Source organism: Paenibacillus whitsoniae (assembly GCF_003955665.1).
GTDB classification, from domain to species: domain Bacteria; phylum Bacillota; class Bacilli; order Paenibacillales; family NBRC-103111; genus Paenibacillus_E; species Paenibacillus_E whitsoniae.
Window position 1 is genome coordinate 129,166 of sequence record NZ_RXHU01000015.1, and the last position, 24,896, is coordinate 154,061.

At 53.2% G+C, this 24,896-nt stretch carries 23 protein-coding genes; 7 read left to right on the forward strand and 16 right to left on the reverse strand.

The window, feature by feature from the left end; translation table 11 throughout:
* Positions 1-29: 29 nt before the first annotated feature.
* The 3 genes from EJQ19_RS05240 to EJQ19_RS31720 all read left to right on the forward strand — a co-directional run bounded on the left by EJQ19_RS05240 (position 30) and on the right by EJQ19_RS31720 (position 1,751).
* The gene (locus EJQ19_RS05240; RefSeq protein ID WP_126140142.1) at positions 30-413 is read left to right on the forward strand and encodes a Rieske (2Fe-2S) protein; all 384 of its coding nucleotides are present in this window, start codon (positions 30-32) and stop codon (positions 411-413) included.
* Positions 410-1,477, forward strand: coding sequence for an amidohydrolase family protein (locus EJQ19_RS05245; RefSeq protein WP_126140143.1), 1,068 nt, complete (start codon positions 410-412; stop codon positions 1,475-1,477). Before EJQ19_RS05240 ends, EJQ19_RS05245 begins: the two co-directional genes overlap by 4 nt.
* Positions 1,478-1,592: 115 nt before the next feature.
* Positions 1,593-1,751, forward strand: a complete 159-nt coding sequence (locus tag EJQ19_RS31720; RefSeq protein WP_164716331.1) for a hypothetical protein — start codon at positions 1,593-1,595, stop codon at positions 1,749-1,751.
* A gap of 525 nt (positions 1,752-2,276) precedes the next feature.
* Here EJQ19_RS31720 and EJQ19_RS05250 read toward each other — a convergent pair.
* The 7 genes from EJQ19_RS05250 to EJQ19_RS05280 all read right to left on the reverse strand — a co-directional run bounded on the left by EJQ19_RS05250 (position 2,277) and on the right by EJQ19_RS05280 (position 8,437).
* On the reverse strand, positions 2,277-2,729 hold the full coding sequence (locus EJQ19_RS05250) for a universal stress protein (RefSeq protein ID WP_126140144.1): 453 nt from the start codon (positions 2,727-2,729) through the stop codon (positions 2,277-2,279).
* 66 nt (positions 2,730-2,795) lie between these two features.
* Positions 2,796-2,960: a DUF1328 domain-containing protein gene (locus tag EJQ19_RS05255; RefSeq protein WP_126140145.1), complete on the reverse strand. Its 165-nt coding sequence runs from the start codon at positions 2,958-2,960 to the stop codon at positions 2,796-2,798.
* A 91-nt stretch (positions 2,961-3,051) separates the two neighbouring features.
* A complete protein-coding gene (locus EJQ19_RS05260) occupies positions 3,052-3,927 on the reverse strand; it encodes a CheR family methyltransferase (protein ID WP_241242742.1) in 876 nt (291 codons plus the stop codon).
* A gap of 12 nt (positions 3,928-3,939) precedes the next feature.
* Complete coding sequence (locus EJQ19_RS05265) at positions 3,940-6,678, reverse strand: CHASE3 domain-containing protein (RefSeq protein WP_126140146.1); 2,739 nt, start codon at positions 6,676-6,678, stop codon at positions 3,940-3,942.
* A gap of 41 nt (positions 6,679-6,719) precedes the next feature.
* The gene (locus tag EJQ19_RS05270; RefSeq protein ID WP_126140147.1) at positions 6,720-7,502 is read right to left on the reverse strand and encodes a sigma-70 family RNA polymerase sigma factor; all 783 of its coding nucleotides are present in this window, start codon (positions 7,500-7,502) and stop codon (positions 6,720-6,722) included.
* A complete protein-coding gene (rsbW, locus tag EJQ19_RS05275) occupies positions 7,499-7,942 on the reverse strand; it encodes an anti-sigma B factor RsbW (RefSeq protein ID WP_126140148.1) in 444 nt (147 codons plus the stop codon). Before rsbW ends, EJQ19_RS05270 begins: the two co-directional genes overlap by 4 nt.
* Before the next feature lie 57 nt (positions 7,943-7,999).
* Positions 8,000-8,437, reverse strand: a complete 438-nt coding sequence (locus EJQ19_RS05280; protein ID WP_126140149.1) for a DUF948 domain-containing protein — start codon at positions 8,435-8,437, stop codon at positions 8,000-8,002.
* Between the two features lie 151 nt (positions 8,438-8,588).
* Here EJQ19_RS05280 and EJQ19_RS05285 point away from each other — a divergent pair, with 151 nt between their 5' ends.
* Positions 8,589-9,050, forward strand: a complete 462-nt coding sequence (locus EJQ19_RS05285; RefSeq protein WP_420901662.1) for a Dps family protein — start codon at positions 8,589-8,591, stop codon at positions 9,048-9,050.
* Positions 9,051-9,155: 105 nt separating this feature from the next.
* On the opposite strand, the gene EJQ19_RS05290 is transcribed toward EJQ19_RS05285, so the two are convergent.
* The 3 genes from EJQ19_RS05290 to EJQ19_RS05300 form a co-directional block, all read right to left on the reverse strand.
* Positions 9,156-9,587 (reverse strand): ATP-binding protein, encoded by a 432-nt coding sequence (locus tag EJQ19_RS05290; protein ID WP_126140151.1) that lies wholly within the window; start codon positions 9,585-9,587, stop codon positions 9,156-9,158.
* Positions 9,584-9,916 (reverse strand): STAS domain-containing protein, encoded by a 333-nt coding sequence (locus EJQ19_RS05295; protein ID WP_126140152.1) that lies wholly within the window; start codon positions 9,914-9,916, stop codon positions 9,584-9,586. Before EJQ19_RS05295 ends, EJQ19_RS05290 begins: the two co-directional genes overlap by 4 nt.
* A 305-nt stretch (positions 9,917-10,221) precedes the next feature.
* Complete coding sequence (locus EJQ19_RS05300; protein WP_241242743.1) at positions 10,222-11,367, reverse strand: SpoIIE family protein phosphatase; 1,146 nt, start codon at positions 11,365-11,367, stop codon at positions 10,222-10,224.
* A 160-nt stretch (positions 11,368-11,527) separates the two neighbouring features.
* On the opposite strand from EJQ19_RS05300, the gene EJQ19_RS05305 reads away from it, so the two are divergent.
* A complete protein-coding gene (locus EJQ19_RS05305) occupies positions 11,528-11,869 on the forward strand; it encodes a YtxH domain-containing protein (protein WP_126140153.1) in 342 nt (113 codons plus the stop codon).
* Between the two features lie 46 nt (positions 11,870-11,915).
* Positions 11,916-12,329: a hypothetical protein gene (locus EJQ19_RS05310; protein ID WP_126140154.1), complete on the forward strand. Its 414-nt coding sequence runs from the start codon at positions 11,916-11,918 to the stop codon at positions 12,327-12,329.
* 43 nt (positions 12,330-12,372) lie between these two features.
* Here the strand turns inward: EJQ19_RS05310 and EJQ19_RS05315 are convergent, their stop codons facing one another.
* The 5 genes from EJQ19_RS05315 to EJQ19_RS05330 all read right to left on the reverse strand — a co-directional run bounded on the left by EJQ19_RS05315 (position 12,373) and on the right by EJQ19_RS05330 (position 18,677).
* The gene (locus EJQ19_RS05315) at positions 12,373-14,058 is read right to left on the reverse strand and encodes a sensor domain-containing diguanylate cyclase (protein ID WP_126140155.1); all 1,686 of its coding nucleotides are present in this window, start codon (positions 14,056-14,058) and stop codon (positions 12,373-12,375) included.
* A gap of 290 nt (positions 14,059-14,348) precedes the next feature.
* On the reverse strand, positions 14,349-14,978 hold the full coding sequence (locus EJQ19_RS05320) for a hypothetical protein (RefSeq protein ID WP_126140156.1): 630 nt from the start codon (positions 14,976-14,978) through the stop codon (positions 14,349-14,351).
* Positions 14,979-14,986: 8 nt separating this feature from the next.
* Complete coding sequence (locus EJQ19_RS05325; RefSeq protein ID WP_164716332.1) at positions 14,987-15,820, reverse strand: amidohydrolase family protein; 834 nt, start codon at positions 15,818-15,820, stop codon at positions 14,987-14,989.
* The gene (locus tag EJQ19_RS31725; RefSeq protein ID WP_164716333.1) at positions 15,811-17,757 is read right to left on the reverse strand and encodes a DUF8034 domain-containing protein; all 1,947 of its coding nucleotides are present in this window, start codon (positions 17,755-17,757) and stop codon (positions 15,811-15,813) included. Before EJQ19_RS31725 ends, EJQ19_RS05325 begins: the two co-directional genes overlap by 10 nt.
* The gene (locus EJQ19_RS05330) at positions 17,754-18,677 is read right to left on the reverse strand and encodes an aldo/keto reductase (RefSeq protein WP_126140158.1); all 924 of its coding nucleotides are present in this window, start codon (positions 18,675-18,677) and stop codon (positions 17,754-17,756) included. Before EJQ19_RS05330 ends, EJQ19_RS31725 begins: the two co-directional genes overlap by 4 nt.
* A gap of 111 nt (positions 18,678-18,788) precedes the next feature.
* Here EJQ19_RS05330 and EJQ19_RS05335 point away from each other — a divergent pair, with 111 nt between their 5' ends.
* Complete coding sequence (locus EJQ19_RS05335) at positions 18,789-19,619, forward strand: AraC family transcriptional regulator (RefSeq protein ID WP_126140159.1); 831 nt, start codon at positions 18,789-18,791, stop codon at positions 19,617-19,619.
* A gap of 645 nt (positions 19,620-20,264) precedes the next feature.
* Here EJQ19_RS05335 and EJQ19_RS05340 read toward each other — a convergent pair.
* On the reverse strand, positions 20,265-24,710 hold the full coding sequence (locus tag EJQ19_RS05340) for a family 10 glycosylhydrolase (RefSeq protein ID WP_126140160.1): 4,446 nt from the start codon (positions 24,708-24,710) through the stop codon (positions 20,265-20,267).
* Positions 24,711-24,896 lie beyond the last annotated feature (186 nt).

The window sequence follows — 24,896 nt, forward strand, 5'->3', positions numbered from 1 at the left end:
ATCATAAACCACTAAGGGAGCTGAGGCAAATGGATTTATATCCAGTCTCCGCAGTAGACGATCTGCCAGAGGGTAAATTTAAAATCGTTCAAGTAGGGAAGCGCTCCATCGGCGTGTACAACGTGAAAGGCGACTATTATGCCGTGCTCAATTACTGCCCTCATCAAGGCGCCGAATTGTGCAAGGGGCCGGTCTGCGGGACGACGCTGGAGTCGAACGTGTTCGAATTCATCTATGGCCGCGACCAGGAAATTGTCCGCTGTCCCTGGCACGGATGGGAGTTCGATCTCAAAACGGGGAAATCGCTGTTCAGCGAGAAAGTCCGCACGCGCAGCTATCCGGTCGTCGTGGAGAACGGCACCGTACACCTGGTCATCGGCGCGGAAGCGAATAAGGAGGGAACTCACGTATGAAAACCGTAACCAAACTGCCTGTCATCGATTGCGACGTCCATAACCAGCTCCGCAGCGGCAAGGATCTGCTTCCTTATCTGGATGAACCGTGGCGCAGCCATGCCGCCCAGTTCGGCATTCCCGGCGCAGGCCTGCCTTATTCTTCGCCGATCGGCAATAAACGCAAAGACGCTAATCCGCCCGGCGGCGGCCCTGTCGGTTCCGATCCCGCGTATATGCTGGAGCATTACGTCCATCCGTTTAACGTCGAGTACGCGCTGTTGTGCTCGGATTCCTTCATTAGCGCATCGGGTTTGGCCGATGCCGACTATGCCGCTGCCCTGTGCCGCGCCTACAACGATTATGTACTCGCGGAATGGATTCCGCAGAGTCCAAAGTACAAAACCTACATGTGCATCGCCACGCAGGATCCCGAGCAAGCGGTACGGGAAATCGACCGCATCGGCCCGCACCCGGACATCGTCGCCGTCAGCGTGACCGGCGGATCTCGCATGCCGTACGGCCAGCGCTTCTTCCACCCGATCTATGAAGCGTGCGAACGGCATGGCCTGCCTCTGGTGATGCACCCCGGCGCAGAAGGCGCGGGCATCTTCAACCCTCCTACCGCCGTCGGCCACGTCACCAACTATTTGCAGTGGCACACGTGCCTCTCCCAGACGTTCATGGCGCATCTTGTCAGCTTCGTTTGCGATGGCGTGTTCGAGAAATACCCGAACTTTAAAGTCGTGCTGTGCGAGGGCGGCGTGACCTGGCTGCCTCCTCTGCTGTGGCGGCTCGACAAGAACTACAAGGCGCTGCGCTCCTCGGTCCCTTGGCTGAAGCGGCTGCCAAGCGAGTATGTCCGCGATCATATCTTCATCACGACGCAGCCGATCGAAGAGCCGGACAATCCGAAGCATCTGGCGGCGATGTTCGAGATGTTCGACGCCGAGAACATGCTGCTCTTCTCGAGTGACTATCCGCATTGGGATTTCGACGATCCCACGAAAATCCTGCGCTGGCTACCCGAGGACAAGCAGCGTAAAATTTTCAGCGAGAATGCACGGAAACTATTTCGGTTGTAGGGGGAGGGGGCCCTCCCTCCGCACCTTCCTTGCGCCTGCCTGTGATTCAGCATCCGTCCAAACGGGTACTGATAAATAGGAAGATTGACCATTCCAAGCGAGGGAGCTGATCGAAATGGAACCGATGAAAAGCGTAGACATTGAAGAGAAGCATATCGAGCAAAAATACGACAAAGGCCTTGTCGCCTCCACCTTCATCAAATATGCGGCGTATATCGTGATCGTCTTCGGACTGTTGTATTTCCTGGTTCGTTACGTGTTTCCGTTATTCTAAGAGTAGTTCCAGTCCTCAGCCCCTGTGTTCGTTCAGAGCGCAGGGGCTTATTATGCGTTGCGGGAGGTTGCCCCTCCATAATGCGCCTGCCGCCACTCCTCCAATGTACTGGAATTTCTCCAGTTCATTATTGCGTTTCTGAACAAATCGGGGGTTCGAACTGGAATTCTTCCAGTATATTTGCCCCGTTTAGCGTTCATTCTCCGTAAATGGCTGAAACGAACTGGAGGTTTTCCAGTTCACCTAGCACATGTGCAGCTTCCACGCGAAATGAACTGGAGGTTTTCCAGTTCATGGACACGCAAAACGCTTAACTTGCTTGACGCCGTCTGGCTCCCCTTGATATCTGTTTAAGCGAACAACCAGTTGCCTTAACCTCGTCACAATGGCTTTGCACCCGCTAAGCGTACACCAAAACGCCCCTTCCAGCTCATCATTGAGCCAAAAGGGGCGTCTACATTCATGTGCGTAGTTCCCGGCCGCGGCCAAGCGTCGACTTCGCGGCTTGCTTCCTGCGTCTGCGCACTACATGTTCTCCTTAACCACCAGCACCGGAATCGAGGCGTTCTGCACGACATCGTGGCTGACGCTGCCCAGCAGGAACTTCTTTATGCCGCTTAATCCCCGATTGCCGATCACGATCAGATCGCAATCGTTGGTTTCGGCAAAGCTTACGATAGCAGCGGCCGGATTGTTATCGATGAGCGATTCATACGAGCACATTGCATGCAGGGCAAGCCTCGACTCCGCTTGTTCCAGCGTCTGCCTTGCCTCCGCTTCCAATTGCGACTGCACCTCCACCGATGCGATAGCCGGCATCATGTAGGCATCCCCAGCAGCAACCAGCTTTGGCTGATTTACATTCAGCACATACACGTGCACATCTTTATTCCATTTGCTGAGCTCGATCGTTTTCTCGAGCGCTTTATTGGCTCCTTCAGAACCGTCATACGCCAGGACAATTTTTCGACAAAACATAAGATACACCTTCCTTCCAGGATTTGAATGGAAATGATGGCTGCTCTTCTGCCAGCCGGGATTCGTCTACACGCTGCTGCGTTTTCCGAAAATAAAGGAGAGGATCGACATGATCAAGAAGACGAAGAACAATATTTTAGCAATGCCTACCGCCGTGGATACGATGCCGAAAAATCCGAAAACAGCTGCAATCAACGCAATAATCAGAAACATGACAGCCCAACCTAGCATAGACAACACCTTCTTTTCATTATTGTAATTCGGCTACAAGATCTATTACCCGCCTTGCTTATCGTTGAAACACCCCAATGTTCAAGAACGTTTATCGCCGAGGCGCTGCTTTTCGATATATTTTCTCGCGAGGAGCAAACTCCTCATAGAGCTGCCGATCCGCACTATTAAAGATCGATTCTTTATTGCCAAGCCCCAAAAATCCGCGATTGGACAAGCTGCTATACAAGAGACGATGCACGTGCTGCTGAAGCTCGTAATCGAAGTAGATCAATACATTCCTGCATAGAATCACATGGAATTCATTAAAAGAGCCGTCCGTCACGAGATTGTGCTGGGCGAATATCAGCGACTTTTTAACTTCCTCGTCCAAATAAGCATATTGGGAATCGGTCGTGTAATACTCCGAAAACGATTTCGCTCCGCCGGATTCCTGGTAATTCCTGGTATAAGCCTGCATCTGTTTCAGCGGAAAAGCGCCCCTCCGGGCGACTTCAAGCGCCTTCTCGTTCATATCGGTCGCATAAATTCTCGTCTTCTCCGCCAGTCCTTCCTCCAGCATCATAATCGCCATGGAGTACGCCTCCTCGCCGGTTGCGCATCCCGCATGCCAAATGCGGATTTCGGGAAACGCTCTCAACTCAGGGACAACCTTGGAGCGGAAAACCGAGAAAAAGTCCGGATCCCGGAACATTTCCGTGACACGAATGGACATGTCATTCAGCAGTCGCGTCAGACATGCTGAATCGTGCAGCACTTTATTGAGCAGTGCAGTAATTGTCTTCAGGCCCTCGGCCTTCATGCGGTTCAGGACCCGCCTGCGAAGCGAAGACCGCACATAATGGCGAAAATCGTATTCGCACAGCTGGTAAAGCCCTTCCAGCAATAAACTCAGCTCAATATGCTCTACGCTGTTCATTTCCTGCTCCTCAGACTCCACCAGGGGACTCATCGGTTGAATGGTCATGAAGCGCCCCCCTTACTTGGCCAGCCATACTCGCATCAGCGAGAAGAGCTGCTGGATTTGAATCGGCTTCATAATGTAGTCCGAAGCGCCAGCTTCAATGCATCGCTGACGTTCACCTTTCATGGCCTTGGCCGTCAACGCAATGACCGGCAGATCCTGCAGATCCGGCTGGCTCCGAATCGCTTTCATCGCATCGTAGCCGTCCATGACCGGCATCATAATATCCATCAGCACCAGATCGTAGCGCTCCTGCTCGAGCTGCTCCAGTGCCTGCTTGCCGTTGCTCGCAGTATCGACTTTGATGTTTTTCATCTCCATGGCGGTGATCAGTGCGTAAATGTTGCGCACGTCGTCATCGACAAGCAGCATTCTTTTTCCTTTAAAAATACGGTCATCGGGAGAAATCGAGCTATCCGCCTCTATCTGAGACGCCTCCAGCGCATTTCCGGAAGCGACATGCTGCTCGGCAAGCGTCAGTTCCCGCTTCACGATCGTCTCTTCCATCATATCCGACTGCTCATCCGGCATATTCGGCAGGTAAAGCGTGAATGTACTGCCCTTATGCACCTCGCTTCGCACCACGATGGCGCCGCCAAGCAGCCGCGTAAATTCACGGCAAATGGACAGACCAAGTCCCGTTCCGCTATACTGGCGGTTCATCGTGCCGTCCACCTGTTGGAACGCTTCGAAAATAATCTGCTGCTTGTCCATTGGAATTCCGATACCGGTATCCGTAATGGAGATTGCAAGCACGTCTGTCTCTTCCCCTCGTCGCAGCACTTCCTTCACACGCGCAGCGGTTGCGCGCTCAATACGCATGTGCACCGAGCCTCGCTCGGTAAATTTAAAGGCATTGGACAGCAGGTTTTTCAAAATTTGCTGCAGTCGTTTCCCATCCGTCAAGAGAACAGGAGGCACATCCGGCCCGATCGTTGCATGGAAGTGCAGCTGCTTCTTGTCCGCAATCGGGCTGAACATCGCTTGCATCAGCTGCGGAAGCTCCGTCACGTTCACTTCTTCAGGAAAGATCTCGACTTTGCCCGCTTCTACCTTGGAAAGATCCAGAATATCGTCGATCAGCGACAGCAAGTCTTTGCCCGCATCATGGACTACCTTGGAATACTCATAAATATCCGTTCGCTGCAGCTCCTCGCTGTTCTCCGACAGCATTTGCGACAGGATCAGAATGCTGTTGAGCGGCGTTCTCAGTTCATGCGACATGTTCGCAAGAAACTCGGACTTATACCTGGAACTCTTTTCCAGTTTAATCGAGTACTCCTCCAGCTCTTGCTTGGCCTGCTTCAGTTTGATCGATTCCTGCTCAGCCAAATAGTTCTGTTCCTCCAGAAACTTGTTCGTCAATTGAAGCTGCTCTTGCTGCGTTTGAAGCTCCTCGGATTGCATCTGAAGCTCTTCCGCTTGCGCCTGCAGTTCTTCGGTCATGACTTGGGACTCCCCAAGCAGCCGCTCAATCTCCATATGATCCAGAACACTGTCCATAACGGAGCTGAATTTGTCCTGCAGCCGATCCAGCAATTCCAGATGCTGTGACAGGAACGGCTTCATCCCCGCCAGCTCCACCACCGCCTCAACCCGGCCGTCGGCCATAATCGGGGCAACCAATAAATGGGTTGGGGCCGACTCTCCTAATCCAGAGACGACCCGTACATGCCCATCCGATAAATTGTCCAGCAAAAACATTCGCTGATCCGCAGCGCACTGACCCACAAGCCCTTCGCCCATTCGGAAGCTGACGGCCGATTCGGCTTTCCCGGAAGCGGCGTAGGCCGCGGTTTTGCTGAACAGCGTCTCGCCGTTCTCCATTGTACGGAAATAAATGACGCCATACGTCGCATCCAGCAGGCGCCCTAACTTACCGATGAACGCTTGCGCCAAAGAAGTAAGATCCGTGAGCCCCTGGTACATAAAAGAAACGTCGGTAACGCTTTTCTCAATCCAGCTCTTTTTGCTGAACGTATCCAGCAGCCGATTGGTCGCTTCGGCGAGTTCCCAGATTTCATCCTTCGTGTTGACATGGATGCGGGTGGTAAGCTGGCCATCGGATTTGCGAATGTCCTCGATCGCGCGCGTCACCTGACGAATCGTCTTGACGATCGTGCTCGACAGCACCAGGCCGATGGCGACTGAAATAACGGCCGCCAGGCCAACGAGAACGAAAATAGCGATACGAAGATTATAGTTGCTCTGTTCCAGCTGCCGCGTCCGAGCGGTCGTCAACTGCTTCTCCAATTGCAGCATCGTATCCATCTGCGTGCGCAGTTGATCCATCAGTTTTTTGCCTGTGTTCTGTTTGAAGTACTCATTCAGAGCAGCGGTCTGGTTATCTTTTTTGAACCGGATCGCGTTGTCGCTGCTTGCAATCCAGTTTCGAAAGACAGGCCTAGTCTGCTCCAGACCGCGCAATTGCTCCGGATTATCTTCCAAGAGCTGATACAGCTTGTTATAGTTGTCCAGCCAGGTTCGGCTCCCAAGGTCGTAGGGTTCCAAATATTGTTCGTCTCCTGTGATGATGTAGCCGCGAACCGACGTTTCCATCTCCAGCATATTCTTCTGCACGAGATTGAGCAGATCGTGAACGTCAATGTCGTGACCTGACACAAAGTCAACCTCCTTTTGCAGCGTTGAAATGCGCCCGCTAATCGTGATCAGCGACAGGCCCAGACACAGAAGAATGAACAAATACCCTGCAAGAATCTTGGTGCGAACAGTAAATCTGATGGGTTGAAACAACGATGACGCCCCCTGCTTTCATTTTATCCGTTGCCGTCTCATTACGGCGTTTCGGCTTGCCATACGCCCGCTTGCAGCGCCGCCTTCATCTTGGCCATCGCCCGCTTCTGAATTCGGCTGACACTCATTTGGGACACTTGTAGCCGGCTGGCAACCTGCCTTTGCGTCTGGCTCTCATAATAAATCAATTGGAGCACTTGGCGCTCTTCTTCCTTAAGTCCTTCCATCGCCTCGCGGAGATCCAGATGGTGTTCGAGCTGCTGATAGTCGTTGGAGGGAACCGCCACCACATCTGCAATCGTAGCGCTGTCCGTTTCGCTCGATAGCGGTGTGTCCAAAGACGTGTAGTGATAATAATCGCGCCCTGCGAGAATTTCAATTGTCTCCTCCAGAGACAGGTCCAGCCGTTCAGAAATCTCCTCCAGATTCGGCGAACGTTCCAACTGCACGGTCAGCTCATCGATGGTTCGCTGAATCGCAGTGCCCTTTTCTTTAATCCGTCTGGGCACTTGAATGTACCAGGATTTATCCCGCAAGTAGTTTTTCAAACTCCCGACGATACTCTTCATCGCATAAGCTTCAAACGGAACGCCCGCCTCGCTGTCATATTGCTTGAACAGCCGCAGCATCGCCATTTGCCCCACTTGGAACAAATCCTCGTACAGATCGGGACGACTGCGCGCAATTTTCCCGGCTGCCATGCGGACGACAGGCTCGTAATGCTGCAGCAGCGTAGTCGCTGTTTCCTCGCAGTCCGTCTCCCGGTACAACTTCATTTTACCGTAAATTTCATATAACGGGTTAGTCGAAGAATGAGCACTCATAGAATGACCTCTTTTCCGTGCAACCGCTTGGTCAGCACAACCGTCGTCCCTTTACCGCTCTCCACTTCAACCTGAACGTCATCCATCAGCGCTTGCATCAAATAGAGCCCCATCCCGCTCGTACGAATCCGGGTAATTTCCGTTGGTGGAACTGGCGCTTCAAAGGACAAGGGGCTCACTGCAAAGCTGCGGCCGTAGTCCTGGACAGTGATGGCCATCTCCTCACCGATAAGCTCCATCCGAATGTCTACCGAGCCTCCAGGCTCCTCGCCATACGCATGCAGAATCGCGTTATTACAAGCCTCCGCGACTGCCACTTTCATGTCCTCGACATCTTCGTACGAGAATCCGGCCTTAGAAGCAAAGCCGAATAAATTCAATCTGACAATATCCAGATACTCGGCTTCGGCCGGTATGGTTAATTGAATGTATGGATGCATAAGATCTCTTCCTTTTTTCACATGTTTGGACGTACACCGCCACGTTCTCGACCTGCGTTACGACATCGGCTTCTTACATTTGGACTCAGCAAATGATTTGCGTCTTGCGCGTATGGTTCGCCAGACATCCCAAGCGATGCCAAGCCCGCTTAGCACAGCGTTCGGCTTGGCCGCCGAGGCCGGCGGCTCGCTGGCGACAGCCATTTGCTTCATGGAGGACGTTAGACTGTGTACGACACGACCGATGTCATTTGCGGAACCGAACCAATGATTGAGCGTGGACAGCTTGGACTTCACATCGATGGCGAGCTCATTCGTATGCTGGATGACGCTTCGCACGTCCCCGCCGATTTCTTTCACTTCCATATTGACTTGTCTCATCGCTGCAGTCGTCTCCTCCAGTGACGCCCGAAGCGACTTTAACGTTTGAACTAAATAAACAACAAGAACAGCAAAAGCAATAGCAACAATTAGCACACTAATCTGCAGCAGCATCACGACCTACCTCCTCTTGCAGCTATACGCTTTAGTTACCCCGAAAGTCGAATGCCGAAACACGCTGGATGTCAACATTTCGAGTTTCAACTCAAGCGGTGTGGGGTAATGATAGGTGTCAGCAACTTTACTCATATTCGGAGGTGCTTCTATCATGAAGACAACAACGCAAACCAAGCCTGACTTGAACGTCATTATGGACAAGCAGGTTGCCAACTTTTCCATCCTGTATATGAAGCTTCATCACTTTCACTGGTATGTGAAAGGGCCTGACTTCTTCACCCTGCATATCAAATTCGAGGAATTATACAATGAAGCCGCCCTGCATCTGGACGCGATTGCCGAGCGCATGCTCGCCCTGGGCAAGCGGCCGACGGCCACACTGAAGGAACAGCTCGCCCTCTCCTCTGTGAAGGAAGCAAGCGGTCGAGAGAACGCACAGGAGATGGTACAGTCCCTGAGCGACGATCTGGAGGTCGTGCGGGCCGAGCTTAGCGAAGGCATCAACCTGGCTGAGCAAGGCAGCGATCAACCTACTGCCGATCTGTTTATTGCCATCCGCGCCTCGCTGGAGAAAACCGGCTGGATGCTGCAAGCCTACCTGGGCAAATAAAGCGCAAGCGGTGATTAAGCAAAGAAGCCTAGCGGGAATGTGCTAGGCTTACTTTGTGCGTTTGGCGCCGGATCCCGCCCACAAACACCACAAAACGGACAACCGTCATTTCGTGGTGTTTGTGTTCGTATACTTAATGAGCGTTACTTCCATGCCATGCTGCGCATCCACTTCAACTTCGTCCATCAAAGCCTTCATCAAATAGAAGCCCAAGCTGGCCGTGCTCGCCTCGGCCGGAAGCCCCGCCTCCGTCAGTCCCGCCGGTACTGGCAAAAAAGCTCCTGCCCCAGGTGCTTTAACCGTCACAGCCAAAGCTTCCGTGCGCGCATCGAAGCGAATTCCGAGCTCGCCGGAGACCGCATTACCCGAGAGCCCGGCATGCAAGATCGCTTGATTGCAAGCTTCCGAGACGGCTACCTTCAAGTCTTCGATATCTTCATAGGCCAAATTTAATCTCGACGCAATCCCGTAGACGGTTAGTCTGACGAGTTCCAAAAAATCCGCTTGGGCTGGTATTTGCAGATGTACTTCGCTCATTTGCCGCCTTTGGCTCCTTCGTTCAAATATGGAGAAATGCCTGTCATATCAAAAAGTCGTTTAATTTTAGGCGGAATGTTCGTCACATACAGGGACGCTTTCAGCTTGTCTCGGGTTTTCACCGCAGACACCAGAATGCCGATGCCCGTACTGTCGATATACGCAAGCTTCTCCAAATCAAGTGTAAGCTCGCGGTCTGCGCTATACACGACGGACTCCAGCGCCTCGCGAAATGCTGCGGCAGCAGCCAAATCCAGTTCACCGCGAAGGTGAAGCTTAATGGCCGAACCGTTCTCTTGCCTGTCAATTTGGAACTTGTCCACTGTCATAAACCTCACTCCTCATGTTTGCTCTCATCTCATGGATGCATGCGCTTTTCATTAGGGGTCGTTCAGATAGAGCAATCAAAGTTCTTGTATTAAAGATATATCATGCTTCTATACTCTTCGTAAATAGAAGCGTAGATAGGACCGCCGCCCGGCAGGAACAACCTCCCTGAAAGGCGGAATTGCGGGACGCAAGCTCCTCTCCTTGCAACTGGTCCATAAAGGTTATATACACACGAATCGTCCCTTTGAAACAAAAACGCCCAAACTCGTTCCGAGAGGAATAAGTTTGGGCGCTTCAAGGTTGGCTAGGAAACCGAAACCATAATCAAACACATATCGTCCGGCACCGGTTCATCACCGAAATCCGGCTGCAACTGCTGGAATAACGCATCCGCATCCTGCGCCTCAGTCTTCTGTATGCCCTGCATGATCCGATCTGCCGCTTCGTCCGGATCCCCTGACATCCACTCGGCCAAGCCGTCGGTATAAAGCACAAGGCGAGCCTCCCGTTCATAGGTCATACTGCCGGTCGTGACCTGAATGTGATCGAACAGTCCCAAGGCGCAGCATCCGATATCCAGCTTTTGGACCTTGCCGTCGACAAGCGCAAGTCCTGCAGGATGACCTGCATTGACGTACTCGATTGTGCGGGCATCCGTGTCCACGACCAGATAGATCGCCGTAAAATAGTAATTCATTAAGTTGTCCGCCCAGTGCAGCTGCATCATGCGCCGGTTTAATTCCTGCATGACGCCATCCAATTCGGATATACCCGTTAGGGTATCTTTTAAAAACGAATAAATATACATGCACACCAGCGAGGAAGCAATACCATGCCCCATCATATCCAATAAAATAATACCGAAGCGATTGGCGCCGATCGGATACCAGGCGTAGAAATCCCCGGCAAGCTCGGAAGAAGGCACGTATTTGACCGTAACTTGCACCTGATCGTTCGCAAACGGCTTGCTGAGCACATTCTGCTGCACCTGCTTCGCCAAGCTCAGCTCATACTGAATCCGTTTGTCCCGCTCGCGATGCCAGTCCTTCTCATATTTCAAACGCAGGGCCGAGCGAATACGCGCCAGAAGCTCCGTCTTGTTAATCGGCTTCATCACATAGTCGGTCGCTCCCGCATCTAACGCCTCCGCCATCTTGTTCGAGTCCCCTAGGGCCGTTACGAAAATGATCGGAATGTCCCGAAACCTTTCCTGCGCCCGGATTGCGCGACAAGCTTCGATACCGTCAATTTCCGGCATCATCATGTCCATGAGAATCAAATCGGCAATGCTCTCCGAAGCAAGCACCGAATCCATGCCCATAAACCGGTACAGCTCCTTGGCCGATGAGAACATCGACAGATTGCTGTAGCCGGCCATATGTAAAATTTTTTCAATAATAAGCAGATTCGTTTTATTATCGTCCACGATGGCAATGTTCATCTCGTTCATAGCGCGATTCCTCCGATTCCCGATCGCCGAAGCTTGCTATCGGTCGGGATATTAGAAAAGAATATAGCATACTTGCCCTTTGTTTCAAATCACTTTCGATGGGGTATAGGCTAGTAGGATCGGTTGCCTACTTATACCCCAATCAAAGGAGAGATGAAACATGAATACAGAGACGGCAGGACAAAGAAGCGGACTTCTATCCGGGATGATCATCGGTGCGGCGTTAGGTGCGGTCGCCTCCTTGTTGTTCGCTCCCAAGAAAGGCGCGGAGCTGCGCAAGGAGTTGGCCGATACGTGCCTGACCTTCCGCGATCACGCGGTGCAGCTCGCCAGCACGGTGAAGGACAAGGCGGAGAATATGGCGCAAAGCGCCTACGAGCACTCCCGCGAGCTAGTCGACGAGGCTCGTGAGGCGGGACAGCAGATTGCCGAAACGGCAGAGAAAATAAAAGACGAAACATTAGAACGACCGAACCGGGAATTCACGACGGAATCGTTATAAGGCCTGATCACGAGAATAAGCCATTCCTATCGAGGAGGGATTTCATATGGAACAAGCCGCACTCCAGCAATTGCTTACCGAACATGGTTTTGAACGTACCCGGCACGCGGAAATATCGACCTATCGACTGAATATCTCCCATGGCGCTTCCGGGAATGACTATCCGTTTATCGTCACAGCGGTTTCAAGCGAAGAAGACGGCGTCACCATTCACTGGGACGAAGCCCGCTTCGAGGGCACGGAATCTGTCCCGCTTCAAGTCCGCAAGGCGGCGTTGGAGAAGCTCATCGAGCTGGAAAAGATGCTGAAGCGACCGACCGGCAAATCGATTGAGGAGGCGGATAACGGCTCCATGTCCCAGGACATGCAAGAGGTCAAAAAACTCGGTGCTGAGATGAAACATATGAAGACGAACAGCGAGCTGATGGCGCAAGGATTGGTACCGGATCCCCTTCAATAAAGGAAACGAGCCGCCTCTATTAACGAGGCGGCCTTAATCATTTTTAACGTTCAGGAAATTTACGGCGTCCATTGTTCATAAGCCGGATAGGACTCGTCAGATTATCCATCTGATGGTTGTTGTCGGCCCCTAATACGCTTCGCTTGCGCATATCCGCTATAACGGTTTGGTTTCTTCCAGACGCTTTAGCTTTATACAAAGCCTGATCGGCTATATGAATAAGCTCTTCTGCTGAATTGGCGTGCGAAGAATAGTAAGCGATGCCCTGGGAAACAGTGACAGGATGCCCTAAGGGATTTGCACTATGTTCCAGCCCAAGGCGTATTCGTTCTGCAACGAGATAAGCCTCTTCAGCAGCAGCATGAGGAATAAGCGCAATGAATTCTTCGCCTCCGAAGCGGCAGAACACATCACTGGGTCGGACAACCGAAGTAACAATTTGTGCGAAATGCTTCAGCATTTCATCTCCAGCCTGATGACCATACGTATCATTAATTGATTTAAATCTATCAATATCCATGATAATCACTGAAAACGGGGTTTTCTCCTCTATCCACTTATGCATGATTGCTTCAAGCGTCCTTCGATTTATTAACCCGGTTAAAGGATCAGTCGTTGCGTCATGCTTCAATTGATCCGTCTGCTTTTTCATATCAATTAGTGCAGTACTGATCGCTTTGGTTAATAAATCAGCCTCTCTATTCCAATGCTGCTTTTCTTCAGGAAGCTTAATCCTATCCTTTGTATTTTGGCTCACCAAGTCGGCCAAAGCTACAAAAGGCTTCGCCAATCTGCGAGCAAGCACGATGACAATGAGCATGAGCAACGAAAATGGGAGAATCATATACAACAGAATCGTTATTATGTAATGACGTAATTGTTCATTCACCACACTGATGGGTGATACGACAACTACACCCCAGCCGTTTTCCGGAACTTTGACGTATCCCGCTAACAAAGACACGCCCCTTAAATTGACCATCTGTTCATAACCGCTCTGACCTTGAATAAGCTTTCGAACGACTTCATTTGCACGGATATCTTCGCCTAATCGAGTACGGTCCTGATGATACAGTAAACGGCCTTCGGATTCCACAATATAAAAATACGATCCCATTTTATCCGTCGGGTTGCTCCCGAAAATCATATTTAAGATGTTGTTTTCTTCAAGATAAAGCGTTCCACCGATAAACCCTCGATAAATCCCTGCCTTATCGAATATCGGTTCACTCATAAATACGATGAGGCGCTTGGAGCTTGCAGTGACATAAGGTTTGGAGAGGTAGGGCTTTTGCGATGCTAATGCTTCCTTGGCAGCTTCTGTTGTAATGGATCTTCCGATGGTGTCGACGGATTTAGGAGACACATTTCGCACAACTCCCGTTTCATCAACCACAGTGACGGAATTAAAATAGTTGCTGCTGTGGCGCATTAATTCGAGTTTATTGCTGACTTCGTCAACATTCATATCATTTATATCTGAGAAGAGGCTTGCAGAATATTGCAGACTGCTCCTCATTGATTTAAACAAGGAGTCAATGGTCAGGCTCATTTTTCCAGCACTTGAAAAATTTAAAGTAAGGGTCGTGTCGATCAACGAAGTTTTCTTGGATTGATAGGAAGCCACGAGCAGAATGGTAAAAGTGAGAAGAACCGATAAGGAAACCAGCGCCGTTAAAAGTGTGGTTAAGCTAATTTTTCTTGAGTTGGCTTTAAGTTCCTCTAGCATAGGTGTCGATTGTCTCCTTTTACTCTATAAGCAAAAAATTCATGGTCGTTCATACGCGCGTCTCAATTATAATTCAAAAATAACGATAAATGGAGTAAAAAAATCCCTTATTTCTTTTCAAGTGCTCTATTAATGGAATCCACATTTGAGGAGGCAGTGAAGTAATAAAAATTTACGTCTTAACGTTCATCGCAACCATCTCATAATGGCAAAAACGGTAATCTTTTCGCTGCCAATCACGTGCAAAAAAGCCTGGTAGCCGCAGAATCTCCACAGCAATCAGGCTTCACTTAAAAACAGTAGATCAAGTTCATTTTCTCCCACGGCACCGGCCCTTGGTCGCCTCCGGGCCATAGCTGAAAATGCGACTCCATGAGCGCATGCCAATTCGTGCTCGGCAGAACCGACTCGGGCCACGCATGGCGGGCAGCCCCAGGCTCGAATACCGGCGCAGGCAGCTCGTGATAAGAAAAGATCAGTTCCTCATGGGCGCCAATTGCATACGTAGGGTTGAAGCCGTACGGCTTCTCTTCCTGCAAGGCAAAGTGATAGAAAATGTAGGAACTGTACATCTCCGGCCGGAGCCTCGCCAGACTGCCCAGCCGCTCGTGGGCGTCCGTTCGCCGGGCATTCGGGGGCTCCCCATCACGGTAAATCGGCATCATCGGCACCGTGTGTCGATGTCCCCCGTCTGCGCCAGGCCACTCCTCCAGCAATACCAGGCAAGGGGCTGGCCATTGCCAAGCTACAGCCTGTTCGCCTACCGCCTCCAAGTAAAGAAAGAGGCTGCCTTCCTTCGCGAAAACCGCAACTGTGTTCACGCCTTGCTCCCGCAGCTCACGTTCCCATTGGCCCGCGGACGCCGTGAGCGCAGATACAAAGTTCACCGCGCCGCCCTTTTTCACCTGCGCTCGGTACATCCATCGCTTCATCGCTGTATCGGGTAGAATCGCCGGGCGTTGCCCGCGCGAATCTTCCCCTTCTCCTCCTCTGCGAGTTCGTCTCCCAGCACCGCTTCAAACAAGCGGATGACGTCACCGTAGCCGCCGGCTTGCAAGGCAATCGGCCAGTCGCTGCCGAACAGCAGACGGTCGGGGCCATAGAGCTGGAGCAGCCGGTCAACATACGGCTGGAGCAGGGCCGGGCGGTACCCGCCGGCCATCGTGATCATACCGGACAGCTTCACCGCTGTCCGCGGAAGCTCGGCTAACCGTGCCATGCCGGTCAGCCATGATTCTGAAGGCTGCTCCCGCACAGGCGGGCAGCCCAGGTGGTTCACAACAGCCGTGAGCTGCGGCTGTTCCTCGAGATAGCCGGCGACCGCTGCGAGGTCGCCGGGCTGCACGAGCAGGTCGAGCGTCAGCCCGACCTGCTGCAAGGACGCGAGCGCCGCGCGCAGCCGGCGCTGCTCCGCTGGGGGGCGGCCGGCGCGAAACGCGCTGCCGCCGAAGCGGACGCCGGCGAAGCGCGTGTTCGCCTGCAGCTGCGCGAGCTCCGCGTCGAAGCGCTCCGCGAGCGGGTCGAGCCCGCCGCTGACACCGGCAATGGCCGGTGCAGTCTGCGCCAGCTCGAGCAGGAACGCCGCTTCGGCCGCTGTCGGTGCGGCCTGCACGGCGATCACCGCCTCGACGCCGTGCACCGTCATCTCCGGCAGCAGCTGCACGGGCAGATAATCCTGATAGAGCAGCGGATGATCGGGCTTGAGCCAGCCGTAGTCACCGCGCGCCGGCTGCCAAAAATGAACGTGACTGTCTACATACATGTCGCGTCGACATCCTTTCGCCCAGCCAGCACGCCGTCCCGATACGGGCTCGGCCATGGCATGTCGTAGCTCGGCGAGTTCGCATACCGCTGCATGCCAAGCTTCAGGCGAATGCCCGTGCCGCGCAGCAAATGGACAGCGAGCCATTTGCCGGCGATGGCTTCAGCGTCGCCGACCGGTTCGCCTTCGCGGTCCAGCCGCTGCACGCTCGTGAACGCATGCTCGCCGAACGTCCCCGCCTGAATGACGACCTCGCGCTCGTCGAACAGGCTTGTGTTGCACAGCTGCAGGGTCACGCTGTCCGCCGTGAGCGCTTCGACGAGCGCCGATACGCCTTGCGGCAGTCCTGGCCGCCGTTCTTGCGCGTCGAAGTAGCGTACCCGCGCATGCTGCAGGCCGCCGTGCGAGATGTGCATCGGGCCGCCAAGCGTCAGCTGCACCAGCGACTCGAAGTACACCGGACACATCTCCTGCCAAATATGAATGGAAGAATAGTTGCCGTCCGCGTACCCGATGCTCCATTGGTACGGATCGCCCTTATCGGAACGCATCCGTTCCAGCTGCCGGCCGATCAGCTCCATATTGGCCGACAGTATCCGGCTCGGATAGTCCGGGTTCAAGCCGCGAATGTATTGGAACCACGGCTCCGTGTTGCCGATGTAGTGCTTGGTCTCCCGTCCGGTACGGCTGTCTCTGCCGGAGACGACGGGCACCGTGATTTCATTCCAATCATGGTCCTTTGGAATCCGGTCGATGCGTTCAAGGTCTTCGTCCGCCATCGACATCGTCCAGAGATAGACCGGGTACTTCGGCAGCGCCTTGCGCCAATCGTGCCAGCCATGATCGCCATGCTTATTCGGCACGAGCGTCAGACCGTTCTCCTCCTTGCGCAGCGCCCAGTTGGCGTCAAGCTGATTCCGCGCCAACGCCAGCTTGCTCATGTCGCCAGTCAGCAGCACGGCGTTCATACACGCATTTGTCAGCGGCTCGATGATCGTCATAAAGCCATGCGGCCAACGCCAGCCGTAATAGCCGCCCCACCATTTGCCGTCGTTGTATTCGCCGATCTGGCCGGAAAGCCCGACATTGTCGGGAATGATGCCGCCATTCTCACGTGTCCGCTCTTCCCAAGCGGCGAGATACTGCGTCACCCATTCGCGCAGCGCCGTGTCGCCTGTATACATGTAAGCGTGTGCAATCAAACCGCTGGCATTGAGATTCAGCGGTACGTCCCCGCGATTCATCCGCTCATTCATCATGTTGAGGAGGTGCTCATACACCTCATCGTTCGACCAAGGACATTTGCGGCTGGCATAATCGACGCCGGGAATATCCTCATACGGTGCAGGATAGTGATCCAAAATCGCGCGATGCGTGCTCCAGTCCTCCGCCGTAACGACAAAACGCGGGCCATCGCTGCCCGTAAGCGGCGACCGGATCAGCTTCAGTTCTTTATCGTAATTCGGCGCTGCCGGGTCGTCTCCCGTATACATGCGGGCAAAGTTTAGGGCTCTTTGCCGGTCCTTCAGCGTGGCCGGCCCCGCCAGGCCAAGGAAATACAGAAACAAGTAGCCCTCTCCGTGGTGCATCCAATCGTAGTACCGATCAAACTCACGGTTCACCTGTCCGTATTCCGTCCATTGCCAGGTAATCGCTTCCCATAGTTGGCGGGATACACCGTGCAGTTCCTTGCTGCCGCCCAGCACATAAAGCAGTGCCAAGTTCATAAAGCCCTCGTACGGGTCGTCCGAGCCGTCCATGCCTGGCCATTCCTTTTGCCAGATGAGGGTTCCATCCGGTTCCGTATACCGCGCCACAAATTCCTTCGCCGCCTCATTCAGCGTTTGAAAAAGCCACTGCTCCTGCAGCGCCCACGCCGGGGGAGCCATCCGCTCCTCTGCCGTAATTCTCGGCAAATTGCTTTGCTGCTGACTCATTTCCCCACCTCCTTCTCCGACGGGAACAAGTTTTGCCCTTGAAAAAGAGTGTACACCCGGCTCAGCTCATCCGGCTCCAGCCCGCGCCCGTCGCAATAGGTCATATTCGCGCGAAGCTTCTCACACGTCGTAGCGCCTGTTAACGTCACATGAATCGCCGGCTGGGTTAAGCTAAAACGCATCCCCGGCTCCACAAGGCCGTGCGGTTCCGTCTTCCGCAGGAACTGAAGCTGCGCCATTCTGCGAGCGGCTTCCTCCACAATCGGCGGCCTTAGAAACGCGGCCGGCGTATCCGCCAACAGGCCGAGTCCCAGCACGCTTCCGTTAATGACGCCGATGCCCTTCTCTTGCGTTAGCGGCAATAATTCATCTTTCGCCGTGTGATCGATCAGCATATACCGCGTGTAGAACTGGATGCTGTCAAACCGGTCGAGCTCCACAAACCGCTTCAGCAGCGGAAGAATGCGCGTCGAGATGCCGATATAACGGATTTTCCCGTCTTTGCGCAGCTTTTCGAGCGCCGGAAGCGTCTCGTTCACGACTGTTTCATAAGGAACTTGCTCGGCATCGTGAATTTGCAGCAGGTCGATCCAGTCGGTCTGTAATCTCGCCAAACTACTTTCAACCGAACGAATCGTGTTGTCGTAATCAAACGATTCCCCCGGGCCCACCGCTTTGGACGCTAAAATAATGTCGTTCCGCCTGCCGCCTGCCAGCGCCTGCCCGAGCCTGCGCTCGGATTCGCCCCGGCCATAGCTCGGCGCGGTATCTATGAAATTAATCCCACCGTCAATTGCCTCATGGATCATCTTCTCGATCTCGTGTTCATCTGCCGGTCCGAAAACGCCGCCTAACGGCGCCCCGCCAAGCCCCAGCTTTGACACGCGAAGCCCGGTACGACCAAAAGTTGTATATTCCATCTCGATCCCTCCTACTGTAAATTGTAGCGGGCCTCCGCTATAATCAGAATAGCCAGAGTTCCCCATCTTATAGCATATCTTCTCTATGCCTTGAAAGGAGCGGATGCAAGCATGGAGTTTATTTATACCGACTCGATCGGGCTGACCGATCTGAGTGTGCTGGAAGTCGGCACGCAGCAATGCCTGCCTGCCATGACATTCGGGCCCAGTGTGCGGGATATGTACATTCTGCATTATGTGCACAGCGGGTACGGCACTTACACGGCTGGCAGACACACGGAGCAGATCGGCCCCGGAGGGCTATTCCTCGTGGTACCGGACACGGTGCATACGTATGAGGCGGATGCGGACGAGCCCTGGCGCTACTCGTGGTTCGGCTTCGTCGGCACGATGGCTCCCCGGCTGGCCCTGCTGGCCGGCTTTACATCCCCGACGCCCGTTCGCGAGGCGCCGCCCTCCGGGGCGGCCGCCGCTCTTTTCGCGGATCTAATGAGCCTGCGCGACGAATCGGCCAAGGAGCTGCTGCTGGTCGGTCAGCTGTATCGGATTTTTGGCATGCTGGCAGTCCCGGACGACACGCCTGCGCTGCAAGCCGATGTCGGCCAACATGTTCGCAAGGCCGTCTCCTATATGAATGCCCGCTATGCCGAACGCATCGGGCTGGATGACATCGCCGCCTACGTCGGGCTCGATACCAAGTATTTGTGCCGGCTGTTTCAGCAGCGGCTTTCGATGTCGCCGTACCGGTATTTGACGGACATCCGGATGCGCAAAGCGTGCCGGCTTCTCCGCCGGCAAATGCTCAGCATCGCCGAAGTGGCGCGTGCCGTCGGCTATCCGGATCCGCTGCTCTTCTCGCGGATGTTTAAGCGAACGATCGGCGTCTCCCCCACCGCTTACCGGGAAAAAGCGAAGCTGGAGAGTACTGCAGGCTCGCCGTGAGCGGAGTCGCCGGGGGAGCCGATGCGAACAAGCATACGGGATAGACGGCTCTTGACGGCCTAGGGGGGGTTGGAGGCACTCAGCCCCTCAAACGGCCGCAAGCGCGCCTAACTTAGCGAATATTCGCCTTTCAACACGTAACGGTTGTGGTGAGACTGTCGATTAATTGTGGCCAGTTTTATCCGTGAACGGACACTCGAAGAGAATGTGTATGATTATTCGAATACATATTCAAAATCAGGCCTCAAATCACGAAATGTGTATGATATTTCGAATAGAATTGATTGATTTTATGGGAATGCAGCACATTATATATGATTTTTCGTATACATTTTGTGTTCTCTCGCAGATTCCCAAAGCATAAACAATTAATCGACAGTCTCGTGGTAGCGGCTACTTGCCAGAAAACGGACGGATTTCACCTTTTTTAGGCGAATAAGCGCTGTGGCAACCGCTATAATTTCAAACACAGCATTTTTAGGGAAATAGACGCTGTGACAACCGTTAATCGACATCGCTGCCCGCTGCCACCAATGGGCTCCTCCGTCCTTCATGGACGGGAGCGTTTAGGGATGGCACAGAGCCGCTTCGAAGCTCTATATGCTTAGCAAAAAGGTGCCCCTTCAAATGAAGAGACACCTTTTTTTATGGCCAAAGCTTCATCGCGCTATAAATCACCTGCGCACTCTCCGCGCGCGTCAACTCAGAGGCCGGGGCGAACAAGCCGCCCTCCCGTCCTGTAATGAGACCGAGCTGCGCTGCTTGACGGACGGCGGACTGTGCCCAATCGTGCACGTTCGCCATGTCAGCGAAGTCCGTAACCGCTGCCGATTCAGCCGGTTTGCCTTGCACTAGCGAAGTGGCTCTCACCAGCATAACCGCCATCTGCTCCCGGCTGACAGGGCTGTTCGGATCGAAGCGATCCCCAGTAACGCCGGTTACGATGCCAAGCTTATAGGCTGCTGCCACTTCTCCGGCAAACCAGTCGGATGCCTTCACATCCTGGAACGGAACAGCCGCAGCTCCCTTACTCAAGCCGAACGCCCTCACCAGCAGCGCAGCAAATTCGGCACGAGTCACGCTTCTCTCAGGCGAATACGAGTGATCATCCACGCCATGGACAATCAGCTTCCGGCTCAGGTCATCGACGGCCGGATAGGCCCAATGGCTGGCCGACACATCGGCGTACGGCTTACTGAGTTCCAATACGCCATATGCGCTAAAGTGGGAGACATCCGCAGTCATCGAACGCTTGTCTTCGGACAATTGCCCTTTGATATACTGCATCGTGCCGTCCTCCGCAATAAAATACACTCCCGCCTTGGAAGCGTCGACCCCCTCCGGTAGTACAAATGTAAGCGAAATCGGCGTGCGGAACGTATTAATGCCCTCTTTGGTACCATCCCCCGAAAGGGTACTCAAATTAAAATTGTACATCGCAGCTGCTTTCAGCTGCGCCCCCTGCGCATGCTCCCCCTTGTCCACTAGAGCTTCCAGCTGCTCACCTTTAACCGGAACGGCGGAGAACACAAGCTTAGCATCGGAACTTTTGCCAACCGCACTTTGCTCAATCGCAGACAAGACAGCTGCCGGAATAACGGCTGAAATCTCATTAAATCTAAGCACAAGATCGTTGCCGCTTCCGATAGTGCTGCTTGCATTTGCCGGCAATTGAACAGTGTCGACATCCGCTTTTAGCTTCATAGTCGCTTGACCGCCATCAACTGTGAGTGCGCGCAGTTCAGACGCATCAACGCTTTGGACGGTGGAAACTTGTGGAACGCTAGGTGTCGTTGGACCTGACGTCGGATCCGTTCCTGGACCAGTCCCTGAATCCGTTCCTGGATCCGTTCCTGGATCCGTTCCTGGATCCGTCGACTGCACATACTGCAACGTCATGCTGTCGCTGGCTTCACTTTCGTTATGGAGCCGGTCTGCAGCCGTCACGATGTACGTGTACGTTTCGCCGGATACAGCGCTCGCATCGACGAAGCTCTGCGCGACTCCTGGCCGTTTGCTAACGATTTGAATAATCGTTGCGGGATCCTCGATATTCGGTGCATGTTCCCCCGCTGCCCGATAGATGATATAGGACTTGGTGTCCTCCCCTGCATCCGTCCAGTTCAGCTGGACGCCCGAGCTGGCGGAGCTAACGGCCAGTCCTTGCACGGCATTCGGCGCTATGCTGTCCAGCCAGCTCATTTGCGGCGGCAGCGCTGGGTATTTAAATAGGCCGTTTTTCAAATTATTCGTGACATTCAGCGGGTTGCTAAGGAAAACGCTCGCCGAAAAGAACATCGTCCCCTTCACGTTCGCGAAGTTTCGATTGTAGCGAATCTGATTCGGAATCTGCTCCGGGTCGAGCCAGTTCGCATCGCTGCCATCACCGACTTTATACACGCCATTGCCTGTATACAGGTTGATTGGCTTACCGTTAACTTGATCTTTCCACCAGTTCACGAGCTTATCGTAAGCCGCTGGACCGTAATTAATATACCAGTATAATTGCGGTGTAATGTAATCCAGCCAGCCCATCTGCACCCATTTCAGCGTATCCGCATAGATCGCGTCGTAGCTTTGCAGCCCGCTCGTATCGGAGCCTCCCGAGAACGACGATTTGTTTCGCCAGATGCCGAACGGACTGATGCCGAATTGGACATAGGGCTTTTCCTGTTTGATTTGCGCGGATAAACTTTGGATTAATGTGTCGACATTGTTTCTGCGCCAATCGGCCAAGGACATGGTGCCGCCGTATTGGGCATATTCATTGCTGTCCGGGTAATTGACGCCTTCGACCGGATATGGATAGAAATAGTCGTCGAAATGAACGCCGTCAATATCATATTTTTTCACAACTTCCATCACGCTGTCGATGACGTACTGTTTCACAGCCGGAATTCCCGGATTGTAGCCCAGTTTGCCGCCATACGCGATCACCCACTCCGGATGCAATTTCGCCGGACTGTTCGAAGCGAGCGCGTCTGTCTTCAAATCGTTTCTCACCCTGTATGGGTTAAACCACGCATGGAACTCGATATTGCGCTTGTGCGCTTCCTCGATCATAAATGCAAGCGGATCATAGCCCGGATCTTTGCCCGCTACGCCAGTCAGCCACTCCGACCAAGGATTAAGCTGAGACGGATAAAGCGCATCGGAAGTCGGTCTGATTTGCACAATAACCGTATTAATACCATTCATAGCCAATTGATCCAACGTATCTTTAAAATCTTGCCGCTGCTGTGCCGCATTCGTGACGCCTTTCTTCGGCCAGTCAATATTCTCGACAGAGGAGATCCAAGCGGCTCTCATCTCCCTTTTCGGACTGACGGATGCCTGCGCCGTGTTGACCACGAGCGAGTAGTTGGCCGTTTTGCCTCCATAAGTCGCTGTTATGACTGTCACCCCCAAGCTGTTCGCTGTAATTAGCCCTGAAGAAGAAATGCCTGCAATCGCTGGCGTACTGCTCTGGTAGCTCACTCCCTGGGTCAAGGGAACCGGTGATTGCGGCTGATCCAGCACATTATAAATCGCGTTCACATTGGCCTGGAACGTATCCCCTGCTGTAAGAGATTTCATATTGACCAACTGGATGCCGGCGAGCACTGGGATTGGAGGCGTCACCGTCAGTTGGAAGGAGGCGTTCTGTCCCCCATATGCTACAGAAATCGTAGCCGTTCCAGGGATAATCGCCTTCAATTTGACGTTACTGTCGATAGCAGCAACAGAAGGGTTCGAGCTTGAATATACCGCGCCGCTGTCTTTCGTAACATCCAGGAGACCTGTATCCGAAGCAAATTGGGCCATCAACTGCACATCAGCGGACCGGGTTATTTCCATCGTGGAAGGCCCAAAAAGCTGTATCGATTGCACCGGAGGTTTCGCATCGCTCACTGTCAGGTCAAACACGGCAGGCTGCGCGTCTGCATACAGCGCCACAATGGACGTTTTCCCTGCTTGTAAAGCCGTAACTTTCCCGTTCGCATCCACAGCAGCAATATCCGGACGACTGCTTAGGTAGGTGACCCCGTTCGTTGCTTGTTCAGGGGCCGTGCTGTCTTTTTTTGTGATGTAAGCCGAAGCCGTTCTCGTATCTCCCACCTGCATCGGGGCAAGCCCGCGAAGATCGAGACCGAATGTCGTCGTTTGCCCATAAAACACGCTCAGTTGATCGAAGTAGATCGCGCCTTTGGTATACTTCAGACTGTTCGTTTCAACCAAATATAGGTCCATGAACTTAAAAGGGCCCGTTTGTCCGGTAATGTCAGCGGTCACATACTTCCACCCGTTCCAGTTGAAACCCGAGCTAGAGGTAAAATCAACCGTGAAGGACGTGTTTGCACTATTTCTCAAACGCGCACGAAGCCAGTGATTGCCTTGATCCCCGTACACCCAAACCCCGATCTTCGTCGGTGTTCCGGGAATTACACGATCCAGACTGCCTGTCGTCATATCGCGAGTGCTTACATATACAGCCTTCGTTCCCGTCTCCGGGCCGGTCGTCAAATCATAAGCCAGCTTGCCGGCATGGCTGCCGTACAGTACGGAAACTGCCGAGCGGTCTACGCTCGAGACGGTCGCACCGACAGCGGAACCTGACGGAAGCCGGTCAGCCGACAGCACGGTTTTACCATTTTTAACTAGACTCTCGAAATCTTCAAAAATCGCAGCCACATTATTGCCAACGAGTACGAGATAGTCTGCCGTAAGCCCGTCATAGGTCGCATGGACGTAGCCATAAGCAAACCTGCCCGCCACTGCCACCGCCGTCAGCACACCGCTCGCCGAAACCGTGCCAATGCTGGCATCCGCTGTCCATACTGCTTGACTATTGGCAAGCGTTGTCGGATTGCCGCCAAAATCATAGCCGGTCAACGTCAAGGTCTGCGTCGATCCGGGAGCGATGATCAGTGCATTGGAAGCGATTTCAATTCTGCTGTAGGTCGCACTTGTCACACTGGAGGTACCGGCATCGCCAGATTCACCGGGAACCATTTCGTTAGCGCTTACAATGGATCTAGAGAAAGAGCAGAACAGCATAATGATGGCTAGAAGCAAAGCACATGGGGATCGGAATCTTTTCCTGTTAATCAATTTTTCGCCTCCTAAAGATGGAATGAATTGTCATGCTTTGGGGCCATTATAAACGAAGTCGCTTACATTCTGCAATAAAATTTTAAAAAATACATTTACATTGAAATAAAATTTTGAATTAAAAGTCGAAATGTGACGAAAGTCTTGGGAATGAAAAAAAGACGACCCTCCCTTCGTGTGGGATAA

What these genes read in the sequence shown, in the direction of transcription:
- EJQ19_RS05240 (WP_126140142.1), top strand. Translation starts at nt 30, where the DNA reads ATGGATTTATATCCAGTCTCCGCAGTAGACGATCTGCCAGAGGGTAAA.
- EJQ19_RS05245 (WP_126140143.1), top strand. Translation starts at nt 410, where the DNA reads ATGAAAACCGTAACCAAACTGCCTGTCATCGATTGCGACGTCCATAAC.
- EJQ19_RS31720 (WP_164716331.1), top strand. Translation starts at nt 1,593, where the DNA reads ATGGAACCGATGAAAAGCGTAGACATTGAAGAGAAGCATATCGAGCAA.
- EJQ19_RS05250 (WP_126140144.1), bottom strand. Translation starts at nt 2,729, where the DNA reads ATGTTTTGTCGAAAAATTGTCCTGGCGTATGACGGTTCTGAAGGAGCC.
- EJQ19_RS05255 (WP_126140145.1), bottom strand. Translation starts at nt 2,960, where the DNA reads ATGCTAGGTTGGGCTGTCATGTTTCTGATTATTGCGTTGATTGCAGCT.
- EJQ19_RS05260 (WP_241242742.1), bottom strand. Translation starts at nt 3,927, where the DNA reads ATGACCATTCAACCGATGAGTCCCCTGGTGGAGTCTGAGGAGCAGGAA.
- EJQ19_RS05270 (WP_126140147.1), bottom strand. Translation starts at nt 7,502, where the DNA reads ATGAGTGCTCATTCTTCGACTAACCCGTTATATGAAATTTACGGTAAA.
- rsbW (WP_126140148.1), bottom strand. Translation starts at nt 7,942, where the DNA reads ATGCATCCATACATTCAATTAACCATACCGGCCGAAGCCGAGTATCTG.
- EJQ19_RS05280 (WP_126140149.1), bottom strand. Translation starts at nt 8,437, where the DNA reads ATGCTGCTGCAGATTAGTGTGCTAATTGTTGCTATTGCTTTTGCTGTT.
- EJQ19_RS05290 (WP_126140151.1), bottom strand. Translation starts at nt 9,587, where the DNA reads ATGAGCGAAGTACATCTGCAAATACCAGCCCAAGCGGATTTTTTGGAA.
- EJQ19_RS05295 (WP_126140152.1), bottom strand. Translation starts at nt 9,916, where the DNA reads ATGACAGTGGACAAGTTCCAAATTGACAGGCAAGAGAACGGTTCGGCC.
- EJQ19_RS05300 (WP_241242743.1), bottom strand. Translation starts at nt 11,367, where the DNA reads ATGAACGAGATGAACATTGCCATCGTGGACGATAATAAAACGAATCTG.
- EJQ19_RS05305 (WP_126140153.1), top strand. Translation starts at nt 11,528, where the DNA reads ATGAATACAGAGACGGCAGGACAAAGAAGCGGACTTCTATCCGGGATG.
- EJQ19_RS05310 (WP_126140154.1), top strand. Translation starts at nt 11,916, where the DNA reads ATGGAACAAGCCGCACTCCAGCAATTGCTTACCGAACATGGTTTTGAA.
- EJQ19_RS05315 (WP_126140155.1), bottom strand. Translation starts at nt 14,058, where the DNA reads ATGCTAGAGGAACTTAAAGCCAACTCAAGAAAAATTAGCTTAACCACA.
- EJQ19_RS05320 (WP_126140156.1), bottom strand. Translation starts at nt 14,978, where the DNA reads ATGTACCGAGCGCAGGTGAAAAAGGGCGGCGCGGTGAACTTTGTATCT.
- EJQ19_RS05325 (WP_164716332.1), bottom strand. Translation starts at nt 15,820, where the DNA reads ATGTATGTAGACAGTCACGTTCATTTTTGGCAGCCGGCGCGCGGTGAC.
- EJQ19_RS31725 (WP_164716333.1), bottom strand. Translation starts at nt 17,757, where the DNA reads ATGAGTCAGCAGCAAAGCAATTTGCCGAGAATTACGGCAGAGGAGCGG.
- EJQ19_RS05330 (WP_126140158.1), bottom strand. Translation starts at nt 18,677, where the DNA reads ATGGAATATACAACTTTTGGTCGTACCGGGCTTCGCGTGTCAAAGCTG.
- EJQ19_RS05335 (WP_126140159.1), top strand. Translation starts at nt 18,789, where the DNA reads ATGGAGTTTATTTATACCGACTCGATCGGGCTGACCGATCTGAGTGTG.